Source organism: Pseudoalteromonas sp. MEBiC 03607 (assembly GCF_004792295.1).
In the GTDB taxonomy this organism is placed as follows: Bacteria; Pseudomonadota; Gammaproteobacteria; order Enterobacterales; family Alteromonadaceae; genus Pseudoalteromonas; species Pseudoalteromonas lipolytica_C.
On sequence record NZ_SRRY01000001.1, the window covers coordinates 2,834,817 to 2,852,383 of the forward strand.

The following is a 17,567-nucleotide window of genomic DNA, read 5'->3' on the forward strand; positions in this document are numbered from 1 at the left end:
AAAGCAAAAAATTAAGCCAAGTGCTTAGTTAGATCGACACCTTGGAACGCTTTAGGACGTTTACCACGACCCGTCCATTCAACGATTTCACCATTATACTCGATGCGATATTTTGGTTTAACTTTAGTACGCTTATCTGTACTTGCTACATCTTGTAAATCTTCTAATGTAAGTCCTTTTTCTTTTAACAAATCGAGTACTTCTTTTTTAGCTTCTTGCTGTTGAGTATATTTCTCGATTGCTGTGTCAATTAGCTGCTTGGCTTTTTCAAGCTCAGTTAACGACGCAGATTTAACAAAAGATCGGATTTCTTTCATTTAGAGCTCTCTTGGATATAAAATTTAAGTTAGATGTTAAACGTTCATGAGTATATAATTAAATCATAAATTAATCTATGGCATGCTTATTTTTTATAGCACTTTTCATTATATTAAAGCCATAACTTAACTTTATCTATTACGTCAAGTAGCTCTGAAATCAACCCTTCGACAACCAAAGTGTCATGTTGTTGATTAAATCTATTTTCTGTCTGCACGATAAGTTCTGACAACGGTGGGTATTGAAGCATAACAATCCCACCTTTAAGCTTATGGATTGAACGAGAAATCTTTTCAATATCATGATTTTTTAAGTGCGTAGATAAATTATCCACATCTTCTTGTAAGCTGTTTATAAACACCTCAGCTAACATTTTTGCATCATTTTCATTTCCAAAAACAGTTAACCAATGCTGCTTATCTTTAACACCTTGTATATTTATAAATGTATTATCAATGGTTTCAACATCACTCGTGTTGAGGTCAATAAACTCAGCCAATCTATTATATAATTCATTTAGTTTATACGGCTTAAAAAGAACGCTATTCATACCTGAATCTAATGCTTTTTTTAGACATTCTTTCGATGAGTCAGCTGTAAAACCGATAATAGGTAAATGCTTAAATTGCTCTTTTTCTCGTATACTTTTCGCTAAGCCAAAACCATCTAAATCCGGCATGTGGCAGTCTGTTAATAATAAGTCAAAATGATTATTCTCAAGCGCTTTTAACCCTGCGAAACCATCCTCGACTATTACAGCCTTAATACCAAGCTTTTGACATTGCTTTTCAAGTAATAGTTGATTGGTTTTATTATCCTCAGCTATCAGTATTTGACCATAAACAGGAGTATTTTCTAGTCGGGTTGGCTCACTACTTTTAGTGTGAATATTATCAATTAACTCTCTTAATATATCTGGATACAGTGGGTCTACAGCTAATACGTGACAGCTACATTTTGCAGGTGCTTGAGTACCATTCGGACTTAACACAATAATGTATTTATTGCTTGCTTGGTTTATCTCTGTTCGCCAGTCGTTACCCCAAAGTTCCACCATATAGCACTCATCAATAAATATACTTTTTGCCTGTTCAAAAGCATGTTTATCTAATGGCCAATCTAGCTGCTTATATTGAACACCAATGCTGTCTAAACAATTTAACAGAGGCTGATTTTGACTACAGACATACCAAGTAACAGAAGATAGACTTAGCTTAGATTTGCTAACTTGGGTTAATGGCACAGTAATATAAACATTGGTGCCTTTCCCATAAGTACTAGAAATATTAATCTCACCTTCCATTGCATCTAGTAATTGCTTGGCAAGACTTAAACCCAGACCAGCACCACCAAAGCGACGTTGAATAGAATTATCTGCTTGCTCAAAAGGGGTAAATGTTTGCTTTAGTTGCTGAGCAGTCATACCTTTGCCGGTATCTGATACTTCAAGTTTAAGGGTGTTTTTTTCAAACAAAACATCACAACTAATCGTGCCTTGCTCGGTAAACTTAACTGCATTATTTAGCACGTTAGAAACAACTTGCATCACGTGGTTTATATCGACAGAGGCTAAATTATAGGCCGCTGTACGCCACGATAAAATGAATTCTATGCCTTTTTGCTTAGCAAGATATTCATGAGCGCGTATAACTCGGCATAAATGCGACTCTAAATCTACATTTCGTATTTCAACATCGATATTACCCGCATTAGTATTTGCAAAATAAAGAATATCATCAACTAAAGTGCGTAATTTTAATAAAGAGCCATCAATGTGCTCTACTAATTGGTATTGCTCATCAGTCATCGTTGAAGCTTTTAGTAATTCAATAAAGCCACTAACGCCTGAAATAGGCGTTCGCAGTTCATGACTCATGGTTGCAATAAAACGACTTTTCGCTAAATCAGCTTGCTGTGCTAATTGATTTGCCTTTGTAAGGTCTGCTTGCTGGCGTTTTAGCAAATTAATGTCAAATAGAATGCCATTCCAACGAACTCCCTCTTGCGAAGACTGCTTTTTGGGCTCAGCATTTGCTATATATCGACACCAAATCTGCTGACCTAAATGGTTCACTCTAAACTCAATATCGATCATGCTATTAAGTTTGTTAGCAAGCTTAAAACTTTTAGCAATTTTAACCCTGTCTTCATCAACAATATGAGGCGATATGCAACCTGTCATACCCCGACGATTAACGGTTGTATTTGAAATACCTAATAACTCTTGCGCGCCTCGGCTAATATAAGTGTAGCTCCCCTCACCATTATCATAATACTCGTACTGAAAAACGCCGCCAGGGATAGTATCGGTAATTGTTTGTAGTAGTTTTTGTACTGATTTATTCTCACGCTGTAATTGGTGATGCTCGGTAACATCGGTAATTACTGTCATAATACCTGCAAGTAAACCATCAACACCATAGTAAGGTTTTTTTGTATAAAGAAGTTCAAGGTTTTGTCCTTCATTATTGGTGTAGTTTATTTGCTGATTTATCACTTTTCCTGACTTTAAACTTTGTCTGTTTTGCGAAAGCAGTTTCTTAACCACATCAAGATCAGTACGTAGGTATTGATTATCTTTATCCCATAAATGAGCAAAATTATCTTTATAAGCCTTATTCCACATTATGCGACGTTGATCTTTATCCTGTATCACCACCATGGTAGGAAGGTCATCTATCAGCTTTTGAGTGAAGTTAAGTTTACTTAGTGCAACCTGTTCAGCGTGTTTGCGTTTTACTATTTCTCTATTAATTGTTATTCGCCAGCTAATAAAGTAAATAACAGATACTGCCAACAGGATTAAAACAAGAATTGCTGTCGTGTTTACCGTTTTTTTATCGTAGCCTTGCTCAATATTAAAAATACCATGGCGATTGACTACATGAGTAAAATCATTACTTGTTAATGTTTTAAATAAACTATCAAGTAAAGTGGCAAATTCAGAAAAGTGTTTATTTACTAAAAAGTAAATAGGCTGCGAATAACGATATTTTGGATTGATGTAAAATTCACCAATATAAAACTGATTTAATTGATAAGCGGCAATGCTTTGAGGCAAGATTACGCCGTCGATGTTATCATTTCTTAACGCATAAAAAAGAGTTTGAATTGAATCGAATGAAACGGTATCAAGCTGTTCACTAACCACAAGCCTCTCTAATGGATTTGCAAACGTTTCAAAATATCCTATCCGTTTAATTTCTCTTGAACGCTTAGAAATTAACACCATTTCTAAACTATAGTGAGCAGGTAAAGCAATTAGTACACCTTCATCTATTTTAGATGGTGTAAGTGTAGGAATAATATCAACTTTATTAGCTAAAAATAATTTTTCTAACTCGCTAGAGTTAGCGGCTGGTATGTACTTAAATTGAAAGTCACTTCGCTGTGAAAGAAGTTGCAGTGTATCGTTTAAATACCCTCTGGCCTCACCATTCTTGTTTGTTGAATTTAGTGGATAAATGCCATCAATAAATGAAAATGTCAGTAAATAATTATTAATATCTTCGGCATTAATACGGTTAAAATCGCGCTTAAACTGCCCATATGCCTTTGCAGCTAAGTACTCTTCGCTCGCAGCACTTTCCCACAACTGTTTAGTTGTTGGAGATATTGAGGTCAAAACAGAATTCACTTGGTTACGTAGCAGCGTATTGTTTTTATTAAACATTACATGCAGAGTCTCACTTGATAACCAAATAGGGCTAACTACTTTTAAGTTATCATGAGTACGATTTTTAAATTGATGAGATAAAGCAGAATAATCTCCCAAAAACGCATCAAATGTGCCATCAGCAATTTTCTTATATGCATCTTCAGGTTGAATAAAGCGATTAATAAACAGAGCGCCATTTTCGGCTAAATATTCACAATGTGAGCTGCCAGTTATACAAACCCAGCGCAGGCTAGCCAAATTTTTTAAAGCATCGTTGGCTATCTTTTGCTTTGTCACTATTCCGCGCGGCGATTCCATAAACGGAGTAGAAAATAAGAAATGCTTCTTGCGTTGTTTTGTCTCATTTAAGCCAACAGCAAAGTCGACTTTTCCTGCCTCCAAAGCATCTAAAAGCTCATTTAAACTTGCATATACTTCATAATCTAATTCAGCCCCAAGCAAGCTGGCAATTTCATTACTGTAGCCAACAATCACGCCTGAAAACTGACCATCAGCATCACGCGTATGATACGGGAAAAAGTTATAGCTAACGATACCTGCTTTAAGTTGCTTCGGTTCAGCAGAAGTAACTGAGAAAGTACTAATGACAACGAAACAAATAATGAATAATTTAACCAGAATAATGCCAAATAAACTATAAAATCTGTTTATATCTTAGCAGCGTAAGTAGCATTCAACAATTTTAAGTTAAGACTATTTAAATTCAGATTTAAGCGGACATTTAGGAAATGATATACGTAGATATTATGTATATAAAAAAGCCCATTACGGTGTAACGGGCTTTAGTTAGCTTAAATTAGATTAGAAGCTTTGTGTATATCGGAAATATAACTGACGGCCGATATCAAAACCACCGTAATAAGAGTAGGTAGAGCTAGGGCCTGAATACATAATAGGTCCACGCTTATCAAACACATTGTTTGCACCTACTGAAAGTTTAGATTCCCAAGGCGTGTTATAAGTAAACTGCAAGTCATTAAAGGTTGTAGAGCCTACTTTGTTCTTAGGTACAACAACGCCATTTGTCCAATCACGTTGGAAGTTAGGATCACTACAACGGTCTTCAAAGTAACAATCTTCACGCATTGATGAGAAATAACGCATGCCCCAGTTGGCACTGAAGTCACCGTAAGTCCAGTTCAAACCAAAGTTTGCACGAGTTCTAAATGTGTCTCCATGGCCTACATCTGATTCAACTTTAGTCGTTGGATCATTAGTAGATTTTGAATCATATTTAAGTAAATACGTGCCATCTAGGGTTGCACGGAAATCACCAAAGCCTGTTTCAAATGCATATGCTAGTGAAAGATCAATACCTGATGTTTCAGTAAAACCAGCATTTCGTGTTCCATAAGTAAGGTCATTTACAATTGAAGTATTTGGGTCACGTGAGAACATAGAACAACGAGATTCATCACCCCCAATATAACAATCTTTTAGGATTTCATTCGGTGAGTCAGATACAACTGTGTCAGTGATCTTAATGCTCCACCAATCAAGAATAATATCTAAATTTTCAACATAGCTTGGGTTGTAAACAAAACCAACCGTTTTACTTGTTGATTCTTCTGGTTGTAAAAGTGGGTTTGAACCACTATTGAAAGGAACAGGTGTTTGAGCTGCAGGACCAGTAGTAGGTACAAAACCTTGTTGTAACTGGCGATAATCAGCTGGCACATCTTGTAAACAGCGCGCAGAACCTGCAGCTGTACCATATACAGAGTCACATGGATCGATAAAACCTGTAGTGAAAGTTTGTGAACCGCCACCATATAAATTACTAATTGTAGGTGCTCGGAATCCTTCAGCCCATGTACCACGAACTAATAAGTCATCATTAGGACGCCATTCAATGCCTACTTTACTATTGGTTGTATCACCAAACGTGCTGTAATCTGAATAACGTGTTGCTAAGCTAACATTTAATGCTTTAGCGCCAACAACATCTGACAAAATTGGAACATTTAACTCAGCATATGCCTCAGTTACATCGTAACCACCGCCTGTAGCACCAGATGCTAATGTTGTGCTTTGACCTAACTGAGCAAGCGCATCAGGGTTATATTCCCCAGTTTCTTTACGATACTCACTACCAAGTGCAAAGGTTAATGCACCAGAAGGTAATTCAGCAAGCAAACCACTAATATTCGCAAAGTACATAGTAGTTTGAGTTTCACCACGATAATGTAGTGTTGGATATAGGAAATCTTGTACTTCAGGATCTGCTAAAGAATTTGCAACTGGTCCAGCACCAAAACCAGCTAATGGGTTCCATGCTACACACTCAGCTGAAGAAATTGGCGCATCTGGTGTACCACACTGTACTTCACCCGACGAGTTTAAGAAAGAAGGACCAACAGATGCTTCAATTGCCGGTTTATAAAAGTTACCATTATCTACTTGAATAGTAGTACTTTTACTGTAAACACCACCAACATCCCAATCAAAATAACGGTCAGCAAGTTCAAATGAGCCTTCTAATGCGGCGGTAAAGCGTAATGTGTCTTGGCTACTTTCAGTTGTGCGTGGAACTTCCCAGCCACGACGTGTAAATGAAACATCCTCACCGACTGGGTTAAAATAGCTATCAGCACTTAGCACAAAGCCATCAGAAGCTGATTGATACGGGTAGCCCGCCACCTGACGAAGTGCTTCACGTTCACTATAACCGATATCACTAGTGAAGCGAACATCATCAGCTAATTCATAGTTAGAGCTTATATAAAGCGAACGTGCACTCAGTGGTGTCTCTAAGTGCATTTGTTGCTGAGAAATACTTGAACCATTCTCATATGTTTGCGGCTCAAAATCATCGAATGAAGATGCATTACCTGGACGTTTCGCAACCCACCATTGGTCATTGTAATAAAAACGACCATATTGACCAACTAAAGTACGGTTATTTGGGATATCGTAACCTGGATATGACACTTCAGAGAAAGAGCGATCTTTGGCCCAAACTTCACCTTCGTCACGCCATTCTGCACCCAAAGTAATCGAGCCTTTTTCACCTGTAAAACCCGTTACCATACTAATGTTTTTCTTTTCCCCATCACCGTCATCATAGCCACCACCATAAACAGTAAACTCCAAGCCTTCATAGTTTTTACGTGTAATAATGTTCACTACACCAGCCATAGCATCAGAGCCATACATTGCTGAAGCACCATCTTTTAACACATCAATTCGTTCGACCATACCCATAGGAATTGCTGAAATGTCTTGATAGCCTGAAGTGGTAATACCTAAACGTTTACCATTAATAAGAACAAGTGTTCTGCTCGCGCCAAGATTTCTAAGGTTAACATAGTTGCCCCCGACATTCTCTCCAGATACCAATGGCTCAGAACGGCTAATCGGTGGTGAACCAGCTGCAGACATGTTTTCGATAAGATCAATCACGGAAGTAAAACCTTGATTCGCAATATCTTCACGGCTAATTGTTTGAATTGGCTGCGCTGTTTCAAGATCTGTTGAACGAATACGCGATCCTGTTACTTCGATACGTTCAACTTTTTCAACACCTTCTTCAGCTGCAAACGTCGCAGCTGAAAAAACCGATGAGGTTGCACCAAAAGCAATTGCTAATTGCACTGCTTTTGAAACTTTATTATTTAACATTTGATTCTCCCTGGTCATATCCCTGTTATGACTCTACTTAAGTTATTTAACCCCCTAAAAGGTACTAGTACCCCATAAGGGAATTTAATACTAATATCGAGAAGAACATTTGGTCAACAGCTTTTTAACCTACAATTATAGATGTAAATTTTAATGATTAACTAAGTACTATTTATACCCCAGAAAAATTTACATTAAATTAATAAACACCAAGGAAAACGAAATAGCAAAAAGCACAAAACACTGCAAAACAAGCGTTTGAACATTTCATTAACACTATTTATTGAGAATAACAAAGGAAAATGTCTCACACTTTTGTATAAAGCAAAATGTTACTTTCTTACAAAGAAAAGCGCACTTTTTCTGCTTGGGCCTAATTATCGCTGTATCTTTTTGGCTTTTTATGAAAAACAACGAAAAGACTTCTGAACTGAGAACCAACAACGGTGTATCGACAGAGCTAAGTTAATAGCTAGAGAAAACACAAAGAATAAAAAAAACATTAATACTTTCAATATATTTTTCTTTAAAGAATAAAACACCTTTAGATTAAAAAACAACCAACCGCATTTAATTGTGACTGGTTAAAAAACTCAAAAAGATCGTCTTAATATATTTTAAGCTATAAAAAATTTAATATTAAATTAGAATATAAAATTAATGATAGTAAAAGCAAAATAAAAACCCCGCATTAAAGCGGGGTTTGTTTACTTATTCTAGTACTAATGAAAGAGCTTAGAAGGTTTGTTCTACTTTCAAGAATATAGTGCGGCCTAACACATCATATAATGATGTTGACGCATCACGATAATCATAAAAACCGTCGTACCATTTTGGTGCTTCACGGTCAAAGATGTTATTAACACCAAATGTTACTTTACCATTCCAGTCGTGTGTATAAGATACTTGAGCATTGTGCTTAAAGTAACTTGCAACAGGTGCTAAAGATGGGTTATTAAACTCTTCTGCACCAGACTCTTGCTGACCGATGTAGTAAGAAGACCATGCAGCGCCGAAATTGTCATATTTCCAATCAAGGGTCATATTAGCTCGCCACTCAGGATAGTCTTGAAGACCAGCGTAGTCGAAAGGATCAGCACCTTTTTCCGTAATTTCAACAAACTCTTCAACAAAGCTTGCTTCACCACGTAATGAGAAGTCACCGATGCTAGTTTCGTGTGTATAGTTCGCTTTAAAGTCAAACCCAGATGTCTCTAAAGAAGCCATGTTTTGGTCAAAACTGTACATTACGTCAATTTTACCTTCTGCATCACGAACAACAGCAGGGTTAGAACCATTTTCAATCTCATCTGAAAGTAAACGATCTGTACTGATCGCAGCAATACGGTTATCAATTTTTACTTTATAGTAAGAAACTTCCATTGAAAGTGCATCTGTTACATTCCAAACTGTACCAACAGTCAGTGACTCACCTTCTTCTGGTTCTAAATCAGGGTTACCACCAAACCATGTTTTATGCTGTGAACCGCTTGGTGCACAGTAAACTGTATCACTTGCAGCGTTACCTTGGTTATCACACCACAATGTATCGTAATTAGTTTCAAAGCTTAGAGATTGGCTAGAGAACATCTCCCCCATGTTTGGTGCACGGAAAGATTCTCCCCAACTTGCACGTACTAGAAGGTCATCAGTAATACGCCATGCAGCACCCAGTTGGCTTGTTACGTTGTCAAACTCACCTTCAACAACAGATGCACCTACGTCACCTTTTTGCTCATATTTATCATAACGAACAGCAGCGTTTAAATCTAAACCGAATGGGAAAGCAGCTTGTAACTCTAGATAGCTAGAAGTACGGTCACGTGTTGCAAACACATCATCACCACCTGAACCACCTGAGACATTACCTGAAGCAGACAGAGGATCGGAATACTGAGTAAAGTCGATAGTTTCAAACTCTGCACCTACTACACCTGCTAAAGTGAATGATTCATTATCAACAAACGTTGTAGAAACTAAACCGTCAAATTGCGTGCTTTCGAACTCTGCTTTATAAGTACCCATGTGAGCTGCACCGGCATAAAGCTCAGCCATTTGCGCATCCCACGAAGCGTAATCCATACCTGTTGTGTTAAAAATATCGTACTCGCCAGTATCAATAAGAGATTGTACAAGGGGATCATTGATAAGGTTACGATTAAAAGACTCAGTTGTAGAACGACTACGCTGAGCATTAATTTCCCAGTCAACTCCGTTACCAAGTTCGGTATAACCAACTAAACCACCTACAAAATCGATATTAGCGATTTCAACACGTGTGTCACGATTACCTAAGTTAGCTGAACGCATGCTTAGTGAGATATCTTCACCATATGGGTTCATAGGATTGTCAGCATACATAGTTGGTTTTGTTGTTGATACAGGTGTCCCTGCATAACGAGCATCAGTTTTTGACATTGACGCACTTGCACGACCACGAAAATATAGATCGTCAGTTAACTCGTACTTAAAGTTTGAAAGAATTGAATCTTGCTCAGAATCAGCAAAAAGCTTTGTAACAGCACCATAGCTATATAAACAACGGCCATCGCTACTTGGTACAGTATTTTCAGCAACATCACATAAATCGGCTGAGTACCAGTTTTTAGAATCTTTTCCTTGGCCATTTGGAACTGAGCTGTAAGAAGAGAATGCATTATATAGCTCAGAGTCTAACTCCCAGATATCTCGGTCGTAAACTGCATCAGCTTTATAGTGTTCGTAAGTTAATGTGATATTACCCTTATCAGACGCATAACCACCTGTCACTGAAAAGCGGTTAGTGTCGCCCCCATCAACTGAAGGTAACTCTGTATCATATGAGAAGTTTAAGCCATTGAAGTCTTTTTTAGTGATAATGTTAATTACACCAGCAACAGCATCAGAGCCATATACTGCAGATGCACCTTCACGAAGGATTTCAATGCGTTCAACAATAGCCATAGGAATACGAGATGTATCTGCTGCAGCACCTGACGATGAACTTGTACCCGGCATACGGCGACCATCTAACAACACAAGCGTATAGTTAGCACCAAGACCACGCATGTTTACGTTTGAAGTTGCTGCTGCGCCAGAGCCGTAACCTGACATACCTCGCCATGAACCGAAGCTATTTACAGATGAGTTGTTGAGTACGTCTGCAACTGTTGCTTCACCTGAAAGTTGAATATCTGCGGCAGTAATAACTGTTACTGGTGAGGCTGTTTCCATATCGACTTGCTTGATACGTGAACCTGTCACTTCGATGCGCTCAACCTTTTTTGCGTTTTCATCGTCTGCAGCGAAAGAGCTTGCAGAAAATGTCGCTGTTGATGCTGCACCAAAAGCCACTGCTAAGCGAACAGCTTTTGAGATCTTATTATTTAACATTTTATTCTCCCTGAGCCATGTTTTTCATGGATTATTTATAGTTATTCAAGATAAATGCATATTAAGCAGCTATTTTGAGCCATGATAATAATATCCTCACATCAAACAGGTCAACACTTTAGTAACTTAAAAGTTCAACTTTTAACAACAAACCAAACAATAAAACCAAGAAAAACACACCATTAACACCCATAAACAACCCACAATAAATATATAAACACTTAAATTAATTGATATTATGTAAAAGTTAACTTTTTACCACCTGTACCATTAATGTGAACAACAAAAACCACTAGGCAAAGATAAGTGCAAAAATATCAACAATACAGCAAAAGCATTTTAGATTAATATTTGTTTATTTTATTTTTTAATAAATAAAAAATAGCAATAAAAAAGGTGAGTTAACGTAAAAACAAGACAAAAAACACAAATTTTTCCTGATTATGAATGAACAATGCAAAAGTTAATAGAATGAACATTCTATTAACGACATTAAAAGTAATCACCAAGCATTACAAAACCTTCCTTCTTTATCAGTAAAGAGTACATATACACTCACCAATCAAATCAGGGACATGTAAACTTGATAAAAACGTTACAATCGGCAATAGTTAGATTGTTAAAATGACAAGGAAAAAAAATGATTAAACAACTTTTACTAATAACATTTACTTTTTGCTCACTTTCAGCGTTCGCAAAGATTGATAAATTACCAGAAGAGTTTTCAGACTTTAGTTTGAACCGTGATATTAAAGTGTCTTACGAAGACTTAGATGCGTTACTAGAAATAACTGTGCTTGATATGGGCATGTCTGATAGAAGCTCACGCAAGTCGCAATCATCAATTGGCACTCGGATGAAATCACACAAAAATAACGATACAGCCTTAGAGGCCAATCGCTTCCTTTTTGAAAGTGTATCTCAATCTGAGATTAAAGATGGTTTCCATAAAATTCGCATTAGCTTAGAGAAGCTTCCTGATGAAGTATCTTTGAATGAATTGAGCCTTGATGAGCAGCTTGCATATTGGTTAAATCTTTACAACACAGCAATGGTTGAGAAGTTAATTGAGCACTACCCTATCCGTGATACTGAAGATCTTCTTTTTGGTGATGATTCAATCTTAGAAGAAGAGTTTTTGACGGTTGCTGGTTATAAATTGTCATTAAATGATATCCAGCAAAAAATCGTTTTCGAAAAATTCGGCAAGAAAAAGCCAATTGTTATGTACGGTTTTTATCAAGGCAATATTGGGAGTCCGAACCTTCGTAACGAAGCTTATAAAGGAAGCAAGGTTTATCACCAGCTAGTTGATAATGGCGAAGAGTTTGTAAATTCAAACCGGGGCATGCAAATCAAGCGTAAAAATCGACTTTATGTGTCTAAGTATTACGAACAAGCAAAACCTCTTTTTGATGATTTTGAAGCCGACTTAAGAGAGCATTTAGAGGATTATGCCGAAGGTTCAATGAAATCAGATGTTAAATACGCAAAACGCTTCGAAGTAGACATCGAGGACTGGAGTATCACTGATCTTTATGGAACTGAAAGAAGTTTTGGAGCGACAGCGTCAACAAACCCAGCAGCAATGCTAAATGCAGTAGTGAGTAATTCAGCCGCTCCTGTTGCATCAGATGGTAGCAGCTCAGGTATGGGAGCCGTAAATATTAACTTTATTAACGACTCTATCATGATGCGTACAATGAACTTTGGCCGTTTCTCTCCAGAAATGTTAGAAAAAATCAAAAAGCTTAACTTAAAGCGCCAAGATAACAGTGGCTCTGTTGAAATTAAGGACCTTGATTCAAACAATTAAAATAAAAAGGCCGCTCGTCAAAAGAATATGACGGGTGGCTTTTTCTGAACAGGGAGTTCGCTATGCTTAAACCACTCTTATTAATTACCGCAATTTTCTTTACTGCACACTCGACAGCAAAACTAGGCACTCTACCTGAAGAATTTGCCGATTTCGGCTTAGGATAGTGATTTATCAATATCTTATGGTGATTTAGATCAGTTACTTAAAATCACGGTTATTGACTTAGGCCGCTCAGACCGAGGTTTTCGAAAAGGCCAGTCAGGCATTGGCACACGTACCCGAGCACACAAAAATAACGATACAGCTTTAGAGGCAAATCGTTTTTATTATGAAGAAGTTGTAAAGGCAAACCTGAAAACTGGTTTTAAAAAATACGCCTGAGCCTTGAACGAGTTCCTGACCAAATCTCTCTCAATGAGCTCGTTCTATCTGAGCAACTGGCTTATTGGCTAAATTTATATACCACAGCATTATTTGAGAAACTCATTGAGCACTACCCTATCTTCAGTCCTGAAGATTTATTATTTGGTGATAATTCATTACTTGATGAGGAATTTATTCCTGATATGGGATAAAGCCTGTCTTTAAATGACATACAACACAACATTGTCTTTAAAAAGTTTGGCAAAAGTAAAGCAATTGTAAAGTACGGCTTTCATCAAGGGAATATCGGTAGCCCAAACTTACGCCCAGAAGCCTATGTTAGGAAGCAAAGTTTATTACTAACTAGCAAACAATGGTGAGGAATTTGTTAATTCTAACCGAGGTATGCAAATTAAAGGGAAAGATAGGCTTTACCTATCCGTCGACTACCAGCAAACAGAAGTCTTGTTTGACGACTTTGAGCAAGATTTAAAGTCTCATATTGAACACTATACTAATGGCTCTTTAAAAGATGCTGTGGAGTCATCTAAAGGGTTTAAGCTTACAATAGATGATTGGCAGGTAGTTGATTTGTATCGTACACAAAGGGCTTATGGTACGGCATATGCTACCAATAGGGCTGCGTTAGCAGACATTGGCGGAAGAACATATGGTTTTCGTGCTCCAGATGGTAGCTCTATGACTGATCCGTTGACTAAAAGATTGGCTCAATTCGGCCGATATCCTCCGCAAATTTGGAACAAAATCCAGAAATTACATAAACAGAAAGAACGAATTAAAGGCACTGTAGAAATCAAAGACCTTGATGTAAATCAAGACTAACATTTTACTTTATACTACACCCTGTTAACATAAAGCAAAAACAGGGTGTAAGTGTGGATAATACATTTCAACAAGCTTTGCGCGCGTTCAATCAACAACAATATGTGCAGGCATTACAACTTCTTTCTTTACAAACAAACAAAACCGCTGATTGGTATACATTAAATAGCTTATGTTTATCAGCTGTAAACAAAACAATAGAAGCAGAGCAATGTTATTTGCAAGGCTTAAGCCTATTTAGTGATCATGTCGGCCTTTTAGACAACTACACCAACCTACTATGTAAACAAAAAAAATATGCACACTGTATTCAGTTTTGTGAATACAACACAGCTTCTTTGTCACTTGAAAAGCCACGACTTAATTACATTGAGAGCCTAATTAATCAGGATGAATTACTTAAAGCAGAGCAGTTAATTAATGAAACATCCCCTTCGCAAAGCACAATAATTAGATATCACTGGCTCACTTTAGAGCTTTTCGAGCGATTGGGGGATTTAAAACGCATCGAAGACTATTTTCAAACCCAATTGCCTGGTCAATTAAAGGGGCAATTTCATTTCGTTTATAAACATGCCTGTAATTATCGAAATTTAGGTCAATTTTCCGAGGCGTTAACGCTTTTGCAAATGCTTTTAAAACAGCAACCAAGCGCCGAATTGCATTACATAGTTGGTTGCACATATTATGATTTACAGCAATATGAACAAGCACAAGCTCATCTTAAGGCATGCTTAGAACTTGCTCCTAACTATGTACCTGCACATGAAAGCCTAAATAAGCTCTACTGGGAACACTCGCAGGGCCAGTTAATGAGTTCATATGCTCAAACTTTCAAAAACTATGATGCAAACCCCGTTCTGATCCACTCTCAAATTGGCCAACTACTGCAACTAGATAAATTAGAAGAAGCATTATTAGTAAGCAGTAAAGCAATACAAAACCACCCGCAAAATTTAGATTTACATCATGCCCACAGTATTATTCTAGATAGAATAGGTGACGAAGAAAAAGCATTTTCACTACTTCAACAACTCGTTAAAGCAGCCCCACAAAATGCACGTTACTGTATTGATCTAGCAAACTTTTACATACAACAAGGCGATTACAGCTCAGCGAGCTCTCATTTAGAAGGTGCTGTAAAATTTAATCCTCATAACCAAGAACTTTGGGCATATTTAAGTATTGCCTGGCGCTTATCAAATAATGATAAATATCACTGGTTAACTGACCTAGATAAATTCGTTAAAGTGATGGAGCTCCCTGCTCCGCCTGGTTTTAAAACCTTTGCTGATTTTAATAAGCAGTTGCAGGAACTAATGTTCAGCCTTCACACAAATAAACTACAACCATTAGATCAAAGTGTGCGCAGCGGTAGTCAAACACAAGGTCACTTATTACACCGCTCAAACCAACTTATTGATTTATTTAAGTCATCTATGAGCCAATGCATTAATCGATACTTGATGCAGCTTCCTGAGGATGCTAATCATCCTCTATTAGCACGTAACCATAAACGCTTTGTTGCCAGAGGTAGTTGGTCGGTAAAACTAGAAGAAGGCGGTTTTCATGCTAATCATATCCACCCTCAAGGTTGGTTATCAGCGCCGAGCTATATTTCTATTCCTGATGAGATGAGTAAAGATGATGACACTAAAAATGGCTGGCTTAAGCTAGGAGAAACCAGTCTTAACTTAGGTGAACGAGAGTCTATAGCTCGTGAAATATGCCCTGAGGAAGGTCAAATTATTATATTCCCAAGCTATATTTGGCATGGTACCTACCAACTAAAAAGCAATAGACCTCGGCTAACTATTCCATGTGATATCATGCCCTTAAAATAATAAAAAAAAGACCATCAAACTGATGGTCTTTTTCGATAAATAATTGCTAACTATTTAAAAGCTTTTTAGCATCTAAATATGATTCTTCATCGGACTGTATGTATTCAAGATAATTTGCAAATCGTCCTGATGATGACTTGTACAGGGGCTTTCTAACTTGCCATACACTTGCGGTACTAACTGCTCCAGATTTATTGTGAAAACTCCGCGCTTCATTATTATATTCAAGTCCTAAAAAACTAAACAGAGGTACTAACACCTGCTCAGGTGAGCAAACAAGCTGGTCGTAATTGACAGTAAAAATATCATTATTACCAAAACGTGACTGCCAATGCGACTTAATTCGTTGCTGCTGCTCATAATGGTGCAGAGTATCACTAAGTGAAACTGCATAGTTTAAGCTCGGGCCTAAATGCTGAAAAAAAGCTGACAAGCTATTGTCTTTAATATCTCGCTCTGTCCATATAATCTTCGCTTTTGGATATAACTGCTTGATGATGTCTAAGTAAAGGTAATTTTCAGGGCGTTTATCTGTTACATACTGCGCACCTTCGCTTCTTAGAGTTAGTTGCTCAATGTAACCATTGACAAACTCAGGCAGTTTAGCCTTTTTAACAAGTGCCTTTACATCACCAATCAAATTAAATAACGACGAGTGTAAATAGGCAATTTCGCCGCCGGCAGCTATTCGCTCGTTAGAACTGATGATTTGCTCAATTAATGTTGAGCCTGAACGAAACATACCGCAAATTATAATGGGTGTTATCGAGCTGTTAGCTTCTTGCAGAGTAATATTACGAGCTAAGGTGAAGTCAGTAATCTCTTCGACAGATTGGCGAACATATTTAGGCAAGTATTTTTTATTATATTGATTTGCTTTTACATAGTAATGCCATGCTTTCTGATAGTTTTTGCAATCATTAAACACTTTACCAAGTGCATAATAAAGGTCAGCAGACGCTATATCATCTGACTCACGCTTCAATATAGTTAAGCATGCTTGTTCATAGTCAATTGCATCGCGTTCAGAAAAGGTTTCAATATCGGCTAATCTTGCTTGAGCCATCGCATTTAATGCATCTATTGCTAGTACTCGTTGAAAGCCTTGTTTAGCTTTGTCTTTATGACCAAGCTGTTCATAAATATTTGCTAAAGCAAAGTGGGCTTGTAGATTATTCTTATCATGGATAATAGCTTGTTCTAAGTAATGTACGGCTTCATCGGGTTGATGTAATTGCTCATTATGCATAAAAGCGATTTCAATCAGTGCAGGTACTTTAAACTGCTCAGACAATTGCATCGCTTGTTTAAGATAACGTGTAGCCGCATCTGCGTTATAAAGCTTTCTTTCTACTTTACCTAGTTGAAAACAAATATCAGCTTGCTTAGGGTTTGCCTCATATAAAGGTAGCAGCGCGCTTTTTGCTATTTTGAACTCACCACAACTTAAACTTAATTGTACTAAGGTGAGTACGTAATCAAGCTTTGTTGGGGCAATTGATACCAGTTGCTGGCAATATGCAATGGCTGTTTCAGTATCTTGTTGCTGCATAGCAACTTTAAAAAAGATCTGTAACACTTTTTCAGCAAACTCATTGTTATGTGTTAGAGGTTTTAATAATTCTATCCCCTGGCTAACTTTACCTTGCTGAAGTAAAGCTACAGCCTGGTTAAAGGTATATTCTTCTGGTGTCATTGTTTCCCCATA

General features: G+C 37.3%; 8 protein-coding genes. 3 read left to right on the forward strand and 5 right to left on the reverse strand.

The genetic code is table 11. The features are described 5' to 3' along the window. Positions 1–11: 11 nt before the first annotated feature. The 4 genes from E5N72_RS13020 to E5N72_RS13035 form a co-directional block, all read right to left on the reverse strand. Positions 12–317 (reverse strand): H-NS histone family protein, encoded by a 306-nt coding sequence (locus tag E5N72_RS13020; protein WP_135925343.1) that lies wholly within the window; start codon positions 315–317, stop codon positions 12–14. 113 nt (positions 318–430) lie between these two features. Continuing rightward, on the reverse strand, positions 431–4,648 hold the full coding sequence (locus E5N72_RS13025; RefSeq protein WP_346763507.1) for a transporter substrate-binding domain-containing protein: 4,218 nt from the start codon (positions 4,646–4,648) through the stop codon (positions 431–433). A 150-nt stretch (positions 4,649–4,798) separates the two neighbouring features. After that, on the reverse strand, positions 4,799–7,618 hold the full coding sequence (locus E5N72_RS13030) for a TonB-dependent receptor (RefSeq protein ID WP_135925347.1): 2,820 nt from the start codon (positions 7,616–7,618) through the stop codon (positions 4,799–4,801). Between the two features lie 735 nt (positions 7,619–8,353). Next, positions 8,354–10,990, reverse strand: coding sequence for a TonB-dependent receptor (locus E5N72_RS13035; protein WP_135925349.1), 2,637 nt, complete (start codon positions 10,988–10,990; stop codon positions 8,354–8,356). A gap of 640 nt (positions 10,991–11,630) precedes the next feature. Between E5N72_RS13035 and E5N72_RS13040 the strand changes: the two genes are divergently transcribed. From E5N72_RS13040 to E5N72_RS13050, 3 genes are all read left to right on the forward strand, one after another. Continuing rightward, on the forward strand, positions 11,631–12,806 hold the full coding sequence (locus E5N72_RS13040; RefSeq protein ID WP_135925352.1) for a DUF547 domain-containing protein: 1,176 nt from the start codon (positions 11,631–11,633) through the stop codon (positions 12,804–12,806). A gap of 771 nt (positions 12,807–13,577) precedes the next feature. Next, the gene (locus E5N72_RS13045; RefSeq protein ID WP_135925356.1) at positions 13,578–14,015 is read left to right on the forward strand and encodes a hypothetical protein; all 438 of its coding nucleotides are present in this window, start codon (positions 13,578–13,580) and stop codon (positions 14,013–14,015) included. A gap of 53 nt (positions 14,016–14,068) precedes the next feature. Then, positions 14,069–15,859, forward strand: coding sequence for a putative 2OG-Fe(II) oxygenase (locus E5N72_RS13050; protein WP_135925358.1), 1,791 nt, complete (start codon positions 14,069–14,071; stop codon positions 15,857–15,859). A 46-nt stretch (positions 15,860–15,905) separates the two neighbouring features. Here E5N72_RS13050 and E5N72_RS13055 read toward each other — a convergent pair whose 3' ends face one another. Then, positions 15,906–17,555, reverse strand: coding sequence for a sulfotransferase (locus E5N72_RS13055; protein ID WP_168246739.1), 1,650 nt, complete (start codon positions 17,553–17,555; stop codon positions 15,906–15,908). Between the last annotated feature and the right edge of the window lie 12 nt (positions 17,556–17,567).